The organism is Acidobacteriota bacterium (assembly GCA_019347945.1).
In the GTDB taxonomy this organism is placed as follows: Bacteria; Acidobacteriota; Thermoanaerobaculia; order Gp7-AA8; family JAHWKK01; genus JAHWKK01.
Window position 1 is genome coordinate 49,149 of the sequence record JAHWKK010000003.1, and the last position, 17,894, is coordinate 67,042.

Sequence of the window (17,894 nt, forward strand, 5' to 3'; positions counted from 1 at the left end):
CTTTCTCTGTTTGGGTTGAGCCCTTCGAAAGCGCTTACTCAGTACAGCCACCAGTCATGGACGGTGCGGCAAGGACTTCCGCAAAACAGCGTTCGCGCCTTGCTGCAGACGCGTGACGGCTACATCTGGCTCGCCACCGGCGCCGGTCTGGTCCGATTCGATGGCGTCCGCTTCACCGTCTTCGACAAGACCAACACGCCCGCAATTCGCGACGATGACGTTCGAGCGCTGGCAGAAGACCAGGAGGGAAATGTCTGGATCGGTACCTACAGCGGCGGGCTGACCCGCATGAACAGTGCCGGTTTCACATTCTACGGCGAGAAGGAGAGCGGGCTTCCATCGGAGATGATCCGGGGGCTCTACGTGGACCGCTCGGGCAGCCTCTGGATCTCGACCTTCGGCGGTGGGCTGAGCCGTTTTCGTGATGGAAAGTTCACGACGCTGACCACCGCCGACGGCCTCGCCGATGACAAGGTCAAGACCGTCATTGAGGATCGAGCCGGGGCGTTGTGGGTTGGTACATACAGCGGTGGAGTGAGCCGGATCGCCGGGGGCGAGATCACCAATTTCACCACGGATGACGGATTGCCGGCGATGTTCGTGCTCGACATTCTCGAAGACAGCAGTGGCGCCATCTGGTTCGCGACCTACGGGGGCGGCATGGCGCGACTCCAGGGCGGCCGGTTCACCGTCCTCTCGGTCGATGAAGGCCTTGGGGACAGCCGGGTGGTCGCCCTCGAAGAGGATCGGGACGGGAATCTCTGGATCGGACTCTACGGCGGAGGCGTTCAGAGGCTCACGGATGGAGAGTTCACCGGATTCACTCCAGCCGACGGGCTTACTGGCGATCTCGTTTTCGACCTGATGGAGGACAGGGAAGGCAGTCTCTGGATCGGATCATTCAACGGAGGGCTCGACCAGCTCCGCGACGAGCCTTTCACCACGTTCACCTCCAGAGAGGGATTGACGGGCGACATCGTTTTCAGCGTCTCAGCGGCACGCAAGGGCGGTGTCTGGGTCGGTATCGAGGGTGGCGGGGTCAATCGCGTGAGGGAGGGAGAGGTCGAGGCGATCTACACCAGCCGGCAGGGTCTTTCGAGCGACAACGTGGTTGCAGTGCTCGAGGATCGTCGCGGCGACGTCTGGATCGGCACATTTGACGCGAGGCTTCACCGCCTGAGGGGCGGTCAGCTATCGAGCGACACGGCAGTGGATGAGATCGGTGACGATCACGTCTGGTGCATCTACGAGGATGCCGACGGCGTGATCTGGCTGGGGACCCGCACGGGAGGTGTGATCCGGTACGATGGCCGCGACTTTTCCAGACTCACCAGCGCCGACGGCCTCGTCGGCAACGGCGTGCGCGCGGTTCACAAAGACCGCTCGGGTGTGATCTGGATCGGGACCGACAGCGGGGTCAGTCGTCTGGTCGGCGAGCGGATCGAGAACATCACCAGAGCCGACGGCTTGCCGACCGACGCGATCGTCGCGTTTCACGAGGACGCCGAGGGTGTGATCTGGATCGGCACGCGCGGCGGCGGGCTGAGCCGCTGGGAAGACGGCGAGATGTTTAATTTCAGCCGCAGCAACGGGCTTCCCGACGACAGCATCTTCCGGATTCTCGAAGACGATCAGGGCAACCTGTGGATGAGCAGCCTCCGGGGGGTATTCCGTGTCAGCAGGACAGAACTGAACGAGTTCGCCGCGGGAGACCGGGACGATTACGACTCGAACCTCTACGACACCGCCGACGGAATGGAGGATAGTCAGACCGCTGGTGGTTCTCAACCGGCGGGAGCGAAAGCGGCCGACGGGAGCCTCTGGTTCCCTACTGTAAAGGGAGTCGTCCGCGTCGATCCTGACAGCATGCCCGAGAACGATGTTCCCCCTCCCGTCTACATCGAGCAGCTGATCGTCGACCGCAAGGCGTATCCGCTGGGCGAGACAACGCTGCCGGCAGGGAGCAGGAATATAGAGATTCACTACACCGCACCCAGCTTTCAGGCTCCGGAAAAAATGAGATTCCTCTATCGCCTCGAGGGCTTCGATCCGGAGTGGGTCGATGCGGGGCCACGCCGTATCGCCTACTACACGAACCTCTCTCCAGGCTCTTACCGGTTCTCGGTTCAGGCGTTCAACAGCGACAACGTTGCCAGCGAGGGGATAGCCTCGACGAGCTTCGAGATCGGACGGTTGTTTTACCAAACCCTTTGGTTCTATCTGTCGATCGCGGCCGTACTCGCGACCTTCACATTTCTGATCGTCCGCGGGCGCCTCAGTGTGATTCGTGCCGAAGCAGACGCTCGGGCTGCCAACCTGGAGCGTTCCCTGATCGAATCGCAGAAGATGGAAGCACTCGGACAGATGGCTTCCGGAGTCGCTCACGATTTCAATAACACGATGATGACTGCTCTCCCGTGGGCCGACATCCTCGCGAGGCAGTATCCCGATATTCCACTCGTTCAGAAAGCGGCTCGGAACATTCACGATTCAGTGATTCGCGCACGTGGGGTGACACGCCAGCTTCTCGATTTCGCACAGCCGAAAAAACCAGAAATGAGGCCCGTCGATCTCGCCTCACTGCTGGAGAATCACCTCCAGCTTATTCGTCCCTCGCTCTCGCCGGAGATAAAGATCGATCTCGATTCCAGGGGGACGGATCTGATCGTTCTGGCCGATCCGGACCAGATTCAACAGGCAATCCTGAATCTGTCGCTCAACGCCCGCGACGCGATGCCGCGAGGCGGCACGCTGCAGTTCAAAGTGAGGCCCATCACGCGACGTGAGATCGAGGAATGGAACCTCGATCTGGCGGACGGCGTCGTCCTGTCGATCTCCGATACAGGGACCGGCATCGAACAGAGCAGACGGTTGCATGTGTTCGATCCTTTCTTCACCACAAAAGAGGTCGGCAAGGGAACGGGGCTGGGGCTGGCGGTGGTGCACCGGATCATCGAGGAGCACGGGGGGAAAATCGTGCTCGATTCCCCTCGGCACGGTGGGACTGTGTTTCACATTATCCTGCCGGCATACCAGGCCTCACCCGAGCAAGCCCCGCCAGAACAGCCGGCTCGGCAGGAGGGTGGAAAGCTGAGCGGCCTGCGAATCGTGATCATCGATGACGAAGTCGAGCTGGCCGAAGGGGTGAAGATGATGCTCGAGATGGACGGAGCAGAGGTCGTGCTGCGTGGCAGTGGTGTCGACGCTCTCGCGGAGATCGATGCAGGACTTCAGCCGGACCTCATCATTCTGGATCTCGGCATGCCGGGGATGACCGGAGATGAGGTCCATGCCGAGGTGCGCAAGCGATTCCCGCTGCTGCCGCTCCTCATCTCGTCCGGCTACGGCGACCGCGCAAGACTCGATCCGCTTCTGGCAGATGGCCATACTCGGTTCAAGCAGAAGCCGTATACTCTCGACGAGCTGATCGACGAGATCGTGCGGTGGGTTCAGCCGTCAAAAGCAAACGCAGCATCGCGCCGTGGAGAGTAATGCTTTCTCCGGCAGTCGGCGCGCAGTTCGGGCTGACGCATGCGTGTGATGATTGCAGGGGCCGGCGGTCTGATCGGAGCTGCTCTTTCCCGTCATTTCTCCGCCCGCGGCGAAACGGTCCCGCTGCTTCATCGTGACCTCAATATCGATGATCCGCAGCAGGTCCGGAAGATGGTAGCTTCGATCGCGCCCGATCTCATCGTCAACTGCGCTGCCGTCGGAGTCGACGAGTGCGAGCGCGATCCGGAGCGCGCCACGGCTCTGAATGTTCGAGGTCCGACCCTGCTGGCTCGAGCCGCCTCCGGGGCGGGCGCGGCATTCGTCCACTTCAGCACAAACTACGTCTTCAGCGGCGATCGGACCGACCGCGGCTTCTATCTTCCATACGACACGCCCGAGCCGATCAATACGTACGGCCGCACCAAACTGGCAGGCGAGCGGCTCGTTTCCGCGGAATGTTCCCAATCCTGGATCATTCGCACGTCCTGGGTCTTCGGTCACGGGAAGGAGAGCTTTCTCGCAACGCTCCCGCAAAAGCTGATGGCTGGAGTGCCGGTCGTCGCGACCACAGACATCTTCGCCAGTGTCACGTACGTGGACGATCTGGTCACGCAGCTCCACCACCTCATCAGACTGGGAGATTACGGCATTCATCACATCACCAATGAGGGCGTCTGTTCCCACGCCGAGTTCGCGAAGACGGCAGCACAGATTCTCGGTCTGACCCCGTCTGAACATGATGATCTGATCGAGCCCAGATCTGCCGATGCTCTGATCCGTTCGGCACCACGGCCGCGATGGACGCCGATGCACTCCGCGAGTAGCGCGCACATCAAGCTTCCACCCATGCGACCGTGGCAGCAGGCTCTCGCCGCCTACATCGCTACCTTCTGACTGGGTCGGGCAAGGGGCTTCGCCGTCGACGGTCGTCAAAAGTGCTGGCAGCTCGGCTCGTGGATTTGGGCACAGCTCCCGAAGATCTGATCCAAATCAGCGATCCCGAATCACCCGTCTATCAGATCCTCTGCATCTCTTTTCCACAGCAGCAGCGCGGGGCGAGATCGCCTCCCTGACCCTCTTTTGCTCCTTTTGTCACTTCGATCTCGCAGCCACAGTTCGGATCCGGACAACGGTACTTCTCGCCTCTCTTCAATGCCATCGTGATCTCCTTTCGCCCGGGGCGTGACCTCGTCAGCCCGCGGATTCAGTCGTTACCATGTCGCGCCCACAGCAGCAGCGCGGTACGTGTGTACCCGAACAGTCGGACGGAGCACCCTCGATCACCTCGATGATGCAACCGCAGCCGGCTTCCGGGCAGCGATATCTCTGACCCTTCTCGTATCTGGCCAAGTCGGTTCCTCCTTTCATGAAGCGAGAACAGAACCTCTACCCGGGTACATATTTCCAATCTACCGGTCGGAGGGCTCGAGGGTATCGAGAATCGGACACTCGAGGTGGTCGTCCGCACAGAGGCATTGCTCGAGCAGATCTCGCAGTGTCGTCCGCAGCGTGTCGAGTCGTTTGATCCGCTGCTCGATGTCCTCGAGGCGGACGCTCGCCATCCCGCGGATCTTCTGGCGATCGCGTCCGGCTCGGGTGCGGAGAGAAAGAAGATCTTCGATCTCGGTCAGTGTAAAGCCGAGCTCCTGCGCGGATTTGATGAAGCGTGTGATCCGCACCGCATCCCGATCGTAGACCCGGTGACCCGACACCGTGCGGGGTGGAGCGGGCAGAAGCCCGCGCCGCTCGTAATAGCGGATCGTCTGCACGTTGACGTTTGCAGCCCGGGCGACTTCAGAGATCTTCATGGCTTCTGTAATGCGAGGACGATCCCATGTATTCGGAGAGCTGCCCGGGCTGGTGGATGTGACTCTGGCGCCCTCCAGAATGCCGAGATGTGACGCTCTCACTTACCGGGACATATTCTTGCACCAGAGATTGAATGGATCTCCGCGCGCAGAGGCGGGAGGAATCGCGCAAAACGACTCTGTCACGGTCACCAGCACGAGCAGGAGCCGGCTCATCGCCGCCGGGAGCTCGAATGATTCGGGCGGGGCATTCTGCTCTTGCCCGGAAACGTGGCGCGTCTCGTCGCAGTGATTGAAGGGAACAAGCACAAATGGCGGGAGAAAAGCTGAAGCCGGAGGAAGCGGCCCCGCAGGCCGACCAGGTTCATGTCGAATTCCCTCCCAATCTGGCGCGCGAGCATCTGATTGCGCTCGCAGCCGAGCTCCGGGAGCGGCGGGATCTGATCCTCGATGCGTGGCGCGCATACGGCGACGCCATACCGGGCCGGAACATCGCGGAATCGCTCTCGCGGGTGCAGTTCAACGACCACATTCCGACCGTGCTCGAGACCCTGTCACAGAACCTCGAAGCGTGGCCCGACGGCATCGCCCCGCCCACAGAAGAGATGTCCGAGGAAGTTTCGGAACACGGGCTCCAGCGCTGGCAGCAGGGCTACTCGCTGAACGAGGTCCTGCGAGAATGGGGATATCTGCAGATGTGCGTCGCCGCGGAGCTCGAACGATATGCGGTCGATCACCCATCACTCGAGCCCAGCGTGATGCCGATTGCACGGCGCGCATGGGCGTTGCTGTGCGCCGACGGCGTCACCTCGAGCGCAACCCAGTACGGCCGTCTTCAGCAGACGGAGTCGACCGGCCACGTGAAGGCGCTCGAGCTTGCTCTGAGTGCGCTGCAGACGATGGAAAACGCGCGCGCTGAGGCGTGGCGGACAGCGGCGCACGACCTTCGCGGCAGCGTTACGGTCGTCAAAGGCGCGGCGTCGCTCAACGCGAGCGCCGCCCTTTCGGATGACACGCGCGCCGAGGTGGCGGAGATGCTCAGCAAGGGGGTTTCGTCGCTCCACGAGATGCTCACCGACCTTCTCAGTCTGGCGCGGCTCGAGGCAGGACATGAGCAACGCTCCGTCACATCGTTCGACGCTGCCGTGCTGATTCGGGATTTTGGAGCCGCGTCGCAGGCGGCCGCGACGGACCGCGGGCTCTATCTCAAAATGGATGGCCCGAGCACGCTCCCCGTCGAGGGCGACGGTCCAAAGATTCTTCGAATCCTGCAGAACCTCCTTCTCAACGCGGTCAGGTACACCGAGCATGGTGGAATTTCGTTGAGCTGGGGCATCGACACGACGAGGGACACCGATCGATGGACGTTCTCCGTCCAGGACACCGGACCGGGAATCGATGAGGCAGGAGTCGCCACGATAGGGAAGGATCTCCAGGACGCGACTGAGGTTTCCGACGATTCTCGAGACGCGAGCGACGACCGTCGCCGCGACATGGCCGGCGCACCGACGGTGGATTCCGAGTCTGACGCCTCACCGCCGGAAAACTCACAACAACACGGCGAAGGTGTCGGGCTGTCGATCGTGAAGCGGCTGTGCGAGCTTCTGGATGCGAGCCTGGAACTGGCGACCAGGCCGGGACAGGGAACGACCTTCCGCGTCATCCTTCCGCGCAGATACACGGAGGAAAATGACGAGAGCTGAGTGGGATGAATGCTGAATGCGACAGACACCAGTCATTGCATCGCCTCATTGCTCTCTGTTCGGAGGGCCCTGCGCTGTTGATCGTCAACGGCGCCATCGATATCGAGATTCGCGCAGAGGGCTGTCGGAACAGAGCTGCAGCTTCACCTGAAACTCGAGCTGAACGGAGCTCCTCAGGAGATCACCCTCCCGGCGCGAGTCACAGAAGCCACCGTCCGCCCGATCTATTACTGAGCTCGCTCCGAAACGGGCGACCAGGGTGCTAAGACGCGACCTGGGAAGGGCGAGCCCTGGCGACGAACGACGTGACACTGACGGACTCGATCACGACCGGGTGATCCGATCACCTCGAGCACGCAGGGGCATTTCCCTCGCGTTTTACGGGAGTGGGATCATTCCGCCCCGCCAACTCGACTCCTCCTCCTTCGACAGAACAGAGGCTGTCGTGGCGCATTTATTGCGCAGAAACTCCCGATAGTCGTAAATTGAAGCAGGTCAGACTATATTGAGGAGCTGCTATGCAAAAGTACGTGATTGAACGGAAGATCCCGAATGCGGGCAGCCTCACGACAGAAGAGCTGGAAGAAGTTTCCCGTCGTTCCCTCGCCGCTCTTGAAAAGCTGGGGCCTCGGATCCAGTGGCTACATAGCTTCGTCACTGACGACAAGGTCTACTGCGTCTATCTGGCACCCGACGAAGAAACGATTCGGTCGCACGCTGAGCAGGCTGGACTCCCCGCCGACCGAATCTCAGCGGTGCGGCGGTTGCTCGATCCGGTGAATGCGGTCTGAAGCTCCGCCGGAGCTATGCATCACCCTCCCGCAGTGCGTAATCGATGGCCTCACTCACTCCCATACATTGTCCGCACTGGTAAAGACGTCTGCTGTCGGCCTGATCGAGTGACTTCCGCGCTCTTTCGATCCCCGCAGAAAGCTCTGCCTGCTCGCCCTCCGGGAGAGGCGATCCGATGATGTCACGCAGCCGGGATGCGGCGCCGGCGAGCGTGAGAGCCCGCTCGTAACGGCCCTGGTCGGCGTCGAGCAGGGCCATCGCCTCGAGCACCCGCGCGATTCCTCTCCTGTGAGTGAGTCGCGAGAATTCCGCCAGTGCCTCACGATAGGCGGTGTCCGCCTTGTCGGGTTCTCCTCTCCGCCGGAACAGCCCGCCGAGGTCGACGAGGGTGCTGGCGGTCCCCCATTGATCATTCAACTCGCGAAACGACGACAAGGCTGCGGTGTACAGACTGAAGGCATCGTCCAGCCGATCGGTCTCGCGGGCGACGTCTCCCTGATGATTCATGACCCACGCCGTACTGGTGTCGTCTCCCAGACGCCGGAACAGCGCTTCCGTCTGCTGGTACATCTCTCGAGCAGCGTCGTGGTCGTTCTGAAGCCTTCGAACCATCGCGAGATTCGTGAGAGATCTCGCGAGGCTGGCATCGTCGCCGATCGTTTTCCAGATCTCGAGGCTCTCCTCGAGATACTCCGAGGCTCGTTCGAGTTGACCGAGATCCTTGTAAGTCAGACCGAGGCAGTTGCAGCCGATGGCGATTCCGCCGGGGTCCCCCAGTCGCCGATAAAGTGCGAGGCTCTCTTCCGCGCGTTCCGCCGCGATTTTGTAGTCGCCCTGGGTGCCGGAGAGAACCGAGACGGCGAACAGGGCTCGCGCTCTCAGGATGTCGTCGCCGCCGGAGCTGGGAAGAGCCAGGAGAGCATTCAGACGTTTCCTTCCCTCCGAGAGATGTTCGCTCCTCTCCCAGAATGGGAAGATGCCGACCGCCAGCCGGAGGCCCCACTCGGTCATGCCGGCCGCGGTGACCCATTCGAGAGCAGCACGAAGATTGTCGTTCTCGCGTGCAAACCTGGAAAGCCAGCGAACACTGTCTCCCTGGGAAAGCGCCTGTCCCCCTTCTTCAGTCAGGACCAGAAGATACGCGGCGTGAGCCTTTCGCGTCACATACTCGTCACCACTCGCCTCCAGCCGCTCTGCTGCGTAGTCCCGCACAATGCCCAGCATCGTGAATCTCGGTTCTTCCTGGTCGTCACCAACCTGGACCACGAGGCTCTTGTCGACGAGCGAACCGATCCCGTCGACCACGTCGACACCAAGCCGCTCGAAGGGATCTGCGACGGCCTGAGCGTGTTCCAGCGTGAAAGATCCCGCAAACACCGCGAGTCTCCGAAAGATCGTCTGCTCATCGGCACTGAGCAACTCGTGACTCCAGTCGAGCGTCCCTCGCAGAGTCTGCTGTCGTCCTGGAAGATCGCGAGCACCTCCCGTCAGCAGCTTGAGTCGCTTATCGAGCCGCTTGAGCATCGCATGAGGCGTCATCAGCCGAGTCCGTGCCGCAGCGAGCTCGATCGCCAGAGGCAGGCCATCGAGCTGCCGGCACACCTCGATGACCGCTGCCAGATTCTCGTCGTTGAGATCGAATGAAGAAGCGGTCGCACGAGCCCGCTGAACGAAGAGCATTACGGCGGGATTCGCCAGAGCTTCGTTCACGCTCAGTGCAGCTCCAGGCTCCGGGACCGGAAGAACAGACACGGAAAGAGCTCTTTCCGCATAGAGGTGCAGGATCTCACGACTCGTCACCAGGATCGACACGGTCGGGCACGCGGCAAGGATCTCGGTAAGGATCGAAGCCGCTTCGATGACCTGCTCGAAATTATCGATCACCAGCAGCGTTCTGGCCGAGCTCGCCTGCAGTTCAGTGATCACTCCCGAAATCGGTTCCCGTCCCCGATCAAAGCCTCCGAGCGCCTGCGCGATCGCTGCTCCCACGAAATCTCTGTTCGATATGGCGGCAAGCGGTACGTAGAAGACGCGGCCGCCATACCACGGAAGAAGCTGTTCCATTGCTGCGATCGCGAGGCGCGTCTTCCCACTTCCTCCGGGCCCGGTAAGGCTTACCAGGCGGACTCCCTGCTCGACGATCAGCTCATGGATTGCCCGGAGCTCCCTCTCGCGACCCAGCAGGGGAAAGTCAGCCTCGGGAAGCTTCGGGGTCGGACGCGAGACGTGCAGCGCGGCAGAATCCGCACCGGCGAGAGCCGCGAGCGTTTTGCGAACGTCATCGGTCGAGCGATGGCGATCCCGAGGATCCTTCTGAAGCATCGTCTCGATCAGAGTCGAGATCATCGGTGGCAGGTCAGGACGGGTCTTCACGACCGGGGGTGGTCTCTCACTCAAGGTCGTTGCGATTATCTCGACGCCGCTGGCGCCTTTGAAGGGGCGGGATCCGGTCGCCATTTCGTACAGGATGCAGCCAAACGAAAACATATCGGATCGGAAGTCGGCCGCTCCTCCCGCGATGACCTCTGGTGCCATGTAGCCGAGCGTTCCGACCGCGGAACCCTCGAGCGTCAGAGGCTCCTTCGGCGACGCATCATGGCGAATGGAAGCCACTCCGAAATCGAGAATCTTGGTGACGCCGTGCCGGGTGACGAAAATGTTGTCGGGCTTGAGATCGCGGTGGAGGATCTCTCGCTCATGAGTCGCCGACAACGCGTCCGCGATCTGGAAGGCAATCCGGAGAAACTGCCCCGCCGCAACCGGCTGCCGCACGAGCTCCCGAAGACTCTGGCCTTCGAGCAGCTCCATGACGATGAACGGCTGACCAGCCTCCTCTCCGATATCATGAATGGTCACGATATTGGGATGGTTGAGGGCGGATGCTGCTCGAGCTTCTTGTTCGAATCGCGCCCGTGTGGCTGCCGTGAGAGAGCGCGATCCCCGGATGACCTTGATGGCAACCTGGCGGCCGAGTCGGCTGTCGTCTGCGACGTACACCTCGCCCATCGCTCCCGCTCCGAGAGGCCGGAGAACCCGATATCGGCCCAGGACCGATCCGGGACCGAGGGGACAATCGGGGATTACCGCCGGTTCCGCGACCGGCCGTTTCGAGGTCGGAAACTCGTCCGTCGATATACCTTCATTCGACATGGTCGCCGTAGAAATACCCGCCGGGTCGGTGGTCGGCGGGTTCTGGTTTCCCGACCGGGATGCCGACTTCGGCGCGCCTTAGATGGAGAACCTCCGGAGGGCGACCAGCCCGATGATCGCGATCAGGGCGACGAGGGTCGCCATGCCGATCGGTCCGAGGGTCGGAATCTGCTCCACCGGCGGACGCGCCACCGCCGGCACGCACCCGGTGATGATCGAGTCCGTCAGTGTCACGTCGTCGTTCGCCAGGGCTCGACCTTCCCAGGTCGTGTCGGTCATCGTGGCCGAGGTCCCGGCGAGGACGTTTCCTGCGAAGGCCGCATCGGTCACCGTAAAGGCCTCGGCGGTCCACCAGTAAACGTTGCACGCCTGCGCGGTGCCGCCCATGACAACATTGAAGCCAGGGCCGGTGCCGGTGAATGCGCCCAGCCCGCCGGTTCCGACCCTGAAGACCCAGACGTCGTCGGCGTCTCCGTCGAGTGTGATCGTGACGCCTGCGCCGATCGTGGTCCCTGCAGTGGAGCAGTAGACACCGGGCGCGAGCGTGGTCGTGGTGGTCGGAATGGTCCCGGTGCACGGGTTGGCCGTCGGGACCGCGTTGTAGGCGTTGTCGAAGTCATTGACGACCGTCCCGGAGACCGGCGCGTCAATGCTCCCCGTGATCGTACACGGCCCGGTGTTGGTGATCGAGTTGCCGGTGGTGCCCACGTTTCCATCGATTGTTGAAGTCGTACAGGTCACCGTACCGGAAGTCGGGATGTCGTTCGTACCGAGGACCGTGTAGTTCCCCGCCGTACCCAGTGGCGGCGCCACCTGGGCATCTGCCGTGGTGGCGAGTGCAAACGAAACCAGGGTGGCGAATGCGAAGCTGGCAATGAGTCTCGGGTGCGTGAGGTTCATGGTGATTCCTCTTCTTCCTGCGCCAGGAGCCTTTTGCCGGCTCCTGGGAAGTCGTCCGTCATTAGATTAGCGTGCTTCCTGAACCACGCCTTTTCCTGTTTCCTTCTTATTAGTATAGACCATATCCTACGGGGGAATAGGAAAAAACGGGCCCAGGTCCCGACCTGACCCCGCTCACCGAAAAACACGGGTTGTGAGCGGCATGCGTACGGGTGACAATCCCTCGTCCTGGGCCGTCTCTCCTGATGAGCGCCGCTGCATGCCCTCTGAACTGAATGACGAAGAAGAGCTGGTCAACCTACTCCAGCGGAACGTCGTCCATCGGCAGGAAGTGCGGCACGACCACGCTCAGGCGTCTGGTCGATGCCGGCGGGCTGGTGAGCTTGGCCCACAGCTCGATCTTCTCCCCTTTTTTCAACTCCCTGAGTTCTCCGCTGCAGGAGCATTTATTGTCAGGGTCTCGTATCACGCCGTGCTTCTGCCGTTGTTCCGAATCAAGAAGATAGACGCCGCCGACGGTATTGAAGTCCGGAACCTCGTAATTGGTGTCCGCGAAGTCGTAGCCGAAGCCAATCGGCTCATCGCTGTCGTTGATGATCGCGAAGCGAAGATCGACGATGTCGCCACTTCCGCGGGAGAGTTTACGAACGACGACGCGTTGAGCCGGAATCTCACCCGCGGCCGAAGCAAGAGCTCCGTCCGAGGGCGGAGCCACCGGTGCAGCGATGCCGATCGGCACCTCGTCGATCGGCAGAAACTTCGGAACGATCACCGACACCCTTTCAACGCCGACCGGCGGAGCGGGATACTTCGCCCAGAGAAGCGAGCGGCCTCCCGGCGGGATCGATTCGATCTTCCGGCTGCAGATGCAGCGGCTGTCGGCATCCCGCATCACCATGTGCTTCTCGCGGTTGGCTGCGTCGATCAGATGGACGCCGCCGATTCCGCTGTAGTCCAGTACATCGTGTGCGGGATCGGTGAATGTGTATCCGAAGTCGAGGTTCGCATCTCCCCCGTTGATCACCGAGAACACAAGCGTGAGAACGTCGTCGCTGCCGCGGTCGAGACTGTGGATCTCGGCGCGAACACCAGGGATCTCCGACTCGCCACGCGCGATGATGGGCCCGGGACCGCTCACGGGCGTGGTGGCGGATGGCGGTGTTTCGGCCGGCGTGTCCGCCTCGGGTTGAGCGGCGGAAGATGGGGCTTGCTCCTCTCCGCAGCTCGAAAGTAGCAGGAGCAGACAAATGACAACCAGACGATTCCCATTCATGATGAACCCTCCCGTTGGTTAAGATCTAATCTACATCCAGGAGCCGCTGGAGGAGAAGAGATATTCGGGGCGGTGGCCCCGCTTCGCGGGAAGAAGAGGAGAGGTGGGTGGGGTCTGACCTGACCCCATTCCGACGCCGCCCACAGCCTTGGCTCGAGCACGATCTTCCTCTTCATGCTGAAGATCATGACGCTGAGCAGTCCGCGAAGTCCTCCCGCCCGCTCTTGCGCCTGCCAATCAGACTGGATCGATTCGATTGAAAGAGTGAACTGTAAAAATTTGCTGTCTGCGAACCAGTCGCAGTTTCGACGCCCGCCATTGTCGAACATCGACGCGGGTTGGACCGGCACTCCGCACCACCCGGCCGGTTCAGGTGAACTCCTGCGGCGGCCGCTCGTCAGTCGCGCTCTACTTTCAGGCCTGCTCTACGTATCAATGGTTGCAGCTGGTGTCAGTGTGAGGCACTACCTCTTCGCAGCGATGAATCTATTGCCGGAGAAAAGACCAGCAATCGAGGAGATGATCGCATTCGAGATCGACTACATCTTTAACCTCATGTTCATCCTCATCAGTGAACTGATGGTCTGGCTGCACATCCACGAAACGAAGAAAAGTCCTGCTTCGGGACGATGACTGAATTCGAAGGAGCTTCAGTGCTCGTAGCGGCACGGTCACGCCTCTCGGCAGATTCAGGGACGCCAGTCGGGGAATGTACGGTTGCGCCGGCCCTCGCTTCCCATTCTGAGCCCCGAATGCCGCCACAAGGATCTGACCCCCGAAGATACGGACTCTGATCGCGAACGCCTCCGCGCGGATCTCCTCGATGCGCCTGAGGCCGTGAAGAGGACGGCGCCGGACACGAGCGGAACAGAAGGCGGCACTCACGGCAGTCGGATCAGGTTTGCTCTGAACCCAGCGGAAGTGAGCTTCTCCCTGGCTGCCTCAGCCGCCTTTCTGGAGTGATACGGACCCGATCGGACGAGCTGAAAATTACCCGAGCTCTCCGTGTACACCTCGTCCAGAATACGCGAGGCTTTCAGCCTGATCTGCTCGGCGTGTCCAGGATGGTTGGTGATCGCCAGGTGGAGCAGCCAGGACTCACGCGTCTCGGGTCTCGATAAGCGGGAGGGCGTCCGCGGTCGATCCTGCGGATCTCGTGGCTTTTCGGCAGCAGTCCGGCCGAGCGGTCGCGGATTCCTTTCGGATCGATTCACCGTCACGGTACCAGCAGCTGGCTGTTCTTCTTTCGGATCCTCCGGAATTCCGGCAGCTGATTCCGAGAGCGCCCGCTGATCCGATTCCCCTCGATTGACCGCGACGGGACCAGTAGGCAGCTTTCCCGTCTCCTCACGTATCTGCGCTCTTTCGATCGCGATTGCTTCGAAGCCGGCCTTGCGAAGAGTGTCGCGAACCTCGATCGCCCTTGCCCTGCTGGGATAGCCGTCGGTTGCGACAATATAGAGCTCGCCGCGTTTCTCGACGACGGTGCGCTCGACGAGCTCCTGTTTCTCGACCCGGTCTGCGAGACTCAACGCATTGTCCTCGATGGAAAAAGCTCCGAGCTGTACGCGGAACGGCGCGGCGCCGGACTCCGCGGCCACTTGAGCCGAGCGCCGACCGTAGCCGCCGCGCATGACGAGCGAATCGAATCCCCGCGCCTTCAGGGCGTGCGACAGGGCAGTGGCTTCGGGCCTGGTGCGGCCAGCGGTCGTTCGTACGACATGAAGCTCTCCCGACCGGAGGATTCTGGCATCCGGAGCGATGTCGCTGATTGCCTCGAGCTGCTGCTTCGCATTCGCGGGCACTGCAAACGCCCCAGTCTGGACGATATATCTCGCCGAGCGCATAACGAGCGCTTCCCCCCCCCGCTCCTCCAGTTGCCGTGAGAGCGCGATCGCCTCGGTACGCGGAAGAGGACCAGTACGGATGATGTGATATTCGCCGCTCTGGATCACTGCCGCCCCGGGGGCCAGATCCCGCACTGCCTCGAGCTGATTGGTCGCGTTCTCGGCGATGCTGAATGCGCCGAGCTGAACCACCCAGCCTTGGCCGGAATCGACCTGGCGGGGTCGCGAGAAGACTGGCCGGGGGATCGCTCCAACGTCTGTCTCACTAAGCTCCGGAAGTTCGGATTCAGCGACAGAGGCTCTCTCTGGCTCATTCGGTGCTTCGGCGATCTGGACTGGAGGCTCGTCCGCGGACGGCAGCACGAAATCGACCACGATCACAAACGGCGCATCCTCCGGAACCGGAAGCGGTTTTTGAAGAGCTCCCTTCGTGGAGACGAGATCGAAGGCGCTGCGAGAAGAGACTCGAAGGACGTACATCCCAGGCCGTACGTGTGTGAGCACGTAGAACCCGTCATAGGCACTCACCGTGCTCTGGACGATCTCGCCTCCGCGGTCGACCAGCTCGACCCTTACCCCCGCGAGCCCTTCCTTTCGTCCCCTTCTCGTGGTCCACACCGTTCCCTCGATTTCCGTCGTTTCGATGATTGGCACATCGATGGCAGCCACCTTTCCCGGCCGCGGGATGATTCTGGTGCCCTCCTGCATGGGTATCCATTGGGGGCTTTCGAGAGTGGCCGTGGACACTGCGATGTCTGTCGGCTGGAGCGGTGAGAGATCGTCCACGAAAAGGATTCCCGACTCAGAGCTTCGCTGCGGCCGCTCGGCTCCATTGATCGTCACGCCGACTCGAGGAAGAAGCTCGTCCGCAGCGTCGAGAACCCCGTTGTGATTGCGGTCGAGAAAGACACGGAGTGATACGGCTCCGAACGAAGCCTTGTGCTGTGCGGCGGTGACCCATTCGTCCTCTCGGGGCTCGTGTCCGATCCCGGCGGAAAGATTGAGATTGCCCGAGATGACGCCATCGGCTCTCCTCGTGGTCTCCAGACCGGCAGCGAAGGCTCCCGTCGTCTTGCCGATACCGATGCTGTAAATGTGGGATTCGGAGAGAAAGGAGCGGCTCACGTTGGCGTAGACTCGATATTGCGAGCCGATCAGGCGTTCGAGAGTAAGGTTGACGGTGGATGCTCTTGCCGGCCGGAGAGTGTAGAGGAGCTCTCCCCGGACACCCAGATCGCGGATGTAGCGGCTCAACTGGAGCGAGCCTTCCAGCAGCGTTTCCTCACCAGTCACTTCCCTCCAGACGGCGATATTCGAGACCGAGAGCCCCTTGTAATTCGCAGAGATACGGTTCCGGGCGACTGTCTCGGTCTTCCCCGAGGCAAGACTCCGGCGTTCCACCTGCAGACTGATGGGGATACGCGGGAGGACCCATGCCGGGATCGCGGTATCGAGCCGCAGCCGGTCGATCGTCACGACGGGATCCACGGCGAACGGGAACACTTGGCTGAAGAAGCCGGGACTGAGCTCGGTGCGATTCAGCAGTACGTTCGTCCCGATCAGACGCGTCTGCAGCCCTCCCTCCCACGCGTGAGCGCCCGACTCGTCCTGAACGTAGTCGCCATAAGCGTAGACGGCGTCCCAGAAGGTTCGCAGCCCGAGCTTTCCGTAGCTGCGAGAGCCGAGCTCCGTCGGTATGGATGCCACTTCGGCGATCCCGGTCAGGTGACGGTTGAGCCCGTAACTCAGAAGCATCGATCCCCGCCGCGTCTCTTCGCTCTCGACGTTTGCCACGAGACGGTACTCGAACCTTCCGGGAAGTGTCAGCGATTCTCCGAGAAGGAACCGATGCTCTTCTTCCCGCCGCTGCCCCTGCGGCCCGTAGAAGACGAGACGGAAAAAATTCATCCCGAACAGCAGAGGCACATCGACAAACTCGTACTGCCCGTCCGGGCGCGACTGCTGGTAACCGATGAGTGAGCCATTGTGATAGAGCTCGACGTCCCAACCGGGAGGGAGGTTGCCCCGGAACGAGTGCCGGTCGAACTCGTCGGGACGGTGCAGAGGCATGTTGGTCAGAAGGAGCCCTGGTTCCGGCGCGCTGCTGTTGGTGAGAAGGCTGCTGCTCGGGTGGATGACGTGGCCGAGCGCGACCTCGGTGGCCCCGAGCCGCCCGCCCAGTTCACCGTACGGATCACGCCTCCGCAGCGTCAGTCTGGAGGTGTCGAAAAAATCATCGTCAGTTCCTGACAGATAAATCTCCGATTCCATGAACAGGAGATCTCCTGTTGCGTAGGTCGAATAGTTGGCCTGCGACTCGCTCTCGTCGAGTGTAAATCGCAGCGTCTGATCGATCGTGGGGATCTCCCAAAGGCGAAAACCTGTAGACACTCGCGGGTAACCGGGATCGCGAGTCATCAGACGGAGACGCCAGTGACGGATCTTTCGTTCGCGCTCGAGCCGTCTCTGCAGCGGCAGGGGCTCTCGTGGCCGCACCTGGACCCTCAGAGCGAACAGATCCACGTCGAAGGTAATCGGCAGCCAGTCACTGAGAAGCGTCGATTCCACGTAGATGTCATCCGCGTATACCTCGACCAGGGTGTCGGGAAATTTCCGGACTTTTCCCGAGATGGTCACCTCGCGCCGCGCGACATCGAGGTGAAAAGTTCGACTCTCCTCGAGGATGAACCCGGTTGCGAGTCCTTCAGGAGGATCCACAGACACGGCCAGCCCGACCACGTCGCTCATCGCTTCGAGCGGCAGAAAGGTTCCGCCCCCGGGACCGGAGTAGGCAGCCACTGCATCGGCCAGGACAGTGCCCTCGAGCACCACCTCGAGCAGAAGAAGGTCTTCGTCGGCCGGATCGACGATGGTGATCGGTTGTGCGTGTGTGACCGATGCTGAAAGCATGGCGAACAGCACAGCAGAG

The 17,894-nt window shown here is 61.5% G+C and carries 11 protein-coding genes; 5 read left to right on the forward strand and 6 right to left on the reverse strand.

Going from position 1 to position 17,894, the window contains the following annotated elements; all coding sequences use genetic code 11:
• Window positions 1-99: 99 nt before the first annotated feature.
• Window positions 100-3,492, forward strand: coding sequence for a response regulator (locus tag KY459_02830; protein MBW3563638.1), 3,393 nt, complete (start codon window positions 100-102; stop codon window positions 3,490-3,492).
• A 39-nt stretch (window positions 3,493-3,531) separates the two neighbouring features.
• Window positions 3,532-4,386: an NAD(P)-dependent oxidoreductase gene (locus KY459_02835; protein ID MBW3563639.1), complete on the forward strand. Its 855-nt coding sequence runs from the start codon at window positions 3,532-3,534 to the stop codon at window positions 4,384-4,386.
• A gap of 121 nt (window positions 4,387-4,507) precedes the next feature.
• Here KY459_02835 and KY459_02840 read toward each other — a convergent pair whose 3' ends face one another.
• Window positions 4,508-4,651: a hypothetical protein gene (locus KY459_02840; protein ID MBW3563640.1), complete on the reverse strand. Its 144-nt coding sequence runs from the start codon at window positions 4,649-4,651 to the stop codon at window positions 4,508-4,510.
• Between the two features lie 250 nt (window positions 4,652-4,901).
• Complete coding sequence (locus KY459_02845; protein ID MBW3563641.1) at window positions 4,902-5,300, reverse strand: MerR family transcriptional regulator; 399 nt, start codon at window positions 5,298-5,300, stop codon at window positions 4,902-4,904.
• 311 nt (window positions 5,301-5,611) lie between these two features.
• Between KY459_02845 and KY459_02850 the strand changes: the two genes are divergently transcribed.
• Together KY459_02850 and KY459_02855 are read left to right on the forward strand one after the other, a co-directional pair.
• Window positions 5,612-7,003 carry a sensor histidine kinase gene (locus KY459_02850; protein MBW3563642.1) on the forward strand — a complete coding sequence of 464 codons (1,392 nt, stop codon included), beginning with the start codon at window positions 5,612-5,614 and terminating at the stop codon, window positions 7,001-7,003.
• A 518-nt stretch (window positions 7,004-7,521) separates the two neighbouring features.
• Complete coding sequence (locus KY459_02855; GenBank protein ID MBW3563643.1) at window positions 7,522-7,794, forward strand: DUF4242 domain-containing protein; 273 nt, start codon at window positions 7,522-7,524, stop codon at window positions 7,792-7,794.
• 13 nt (window positions 7,795-7,807) lie between these two features.
• Here the strand turns inward: KY459_02855 and KY459_02860 are convergent, their stop codons facing one another.
• The 3 genes from KY459_02860 to KY459_02870 all read right to left on the reverse strand — a co-directional run bounded on the left by KY459_02860 (window position 7,808) and on the right by KY459_02870 (window position 13,118).
• Window positions 7,808-10,945: a protein kinase gene (locus KY459_02860; protein MBW3563644.1), complete on the reverse strand. Its 3,138-nt coding sequence runs from the start codon at window positions 10,943-10,945 to the stop codon at window positions 7,808-7,810.
• 78 nt (window positions 10,946-11,023) lie between these two features.
• Window positions 11,024-11,845, reverse strand: coding sequence for a DUF3494 domain-containing protein (locus tag KY459_02865; protein MBW3563645.1), 822 nt, complete (start codon window positions 11,843-11,845; stop codon window positions 11,024-11,026).
• A gap of 298 nt (window positions 11,846-12,143) precedes the next feature.
• On the reverse strand, window positions 12,144-13,118 hold the full coding sequence (locus KY459_02870; GenBank protein ID MBW3563646.1) for a hypothetical protein: 975 nt from the start codon (window positions 13,116-13,118) through the stop codon (window positions 12,144-12,146).
• Between the two features lie 174 nt (window positions 13,119-13,292).
• Here KY459_02870 and KY459_02875 point away from each other — a divergent pair, with 174 nt between their 5' ends.
• A complete protein-coding gene (locus tag KY459_02875) occupies window positions 13,293-13,751 on the forward strand; it encodes a hypothetical protein (GenBank protein MBW3563647.1) in 459 nt (152 codons plus the stop codon).
• A gap of 248 nt (window positions 13,752-13,999) precedes the next feature.
• Here the strand turns inward: KY459_02875 and KY459_02880 are convergent, their stop codons facing one another.
• On the reverse strand, window positions 14,000-17,875 hold the full coding sequence (locus tag KY459_02880; protein ID MBW3563648.1) for an SPOR domain-containing protein: 3,876 nt from the start codon (window positions 17,873-17,875) through the stop codon (window positions 14,000-14,002).
• Window positions 17,876-17,894: the final 19 nt, after the last annotated feature.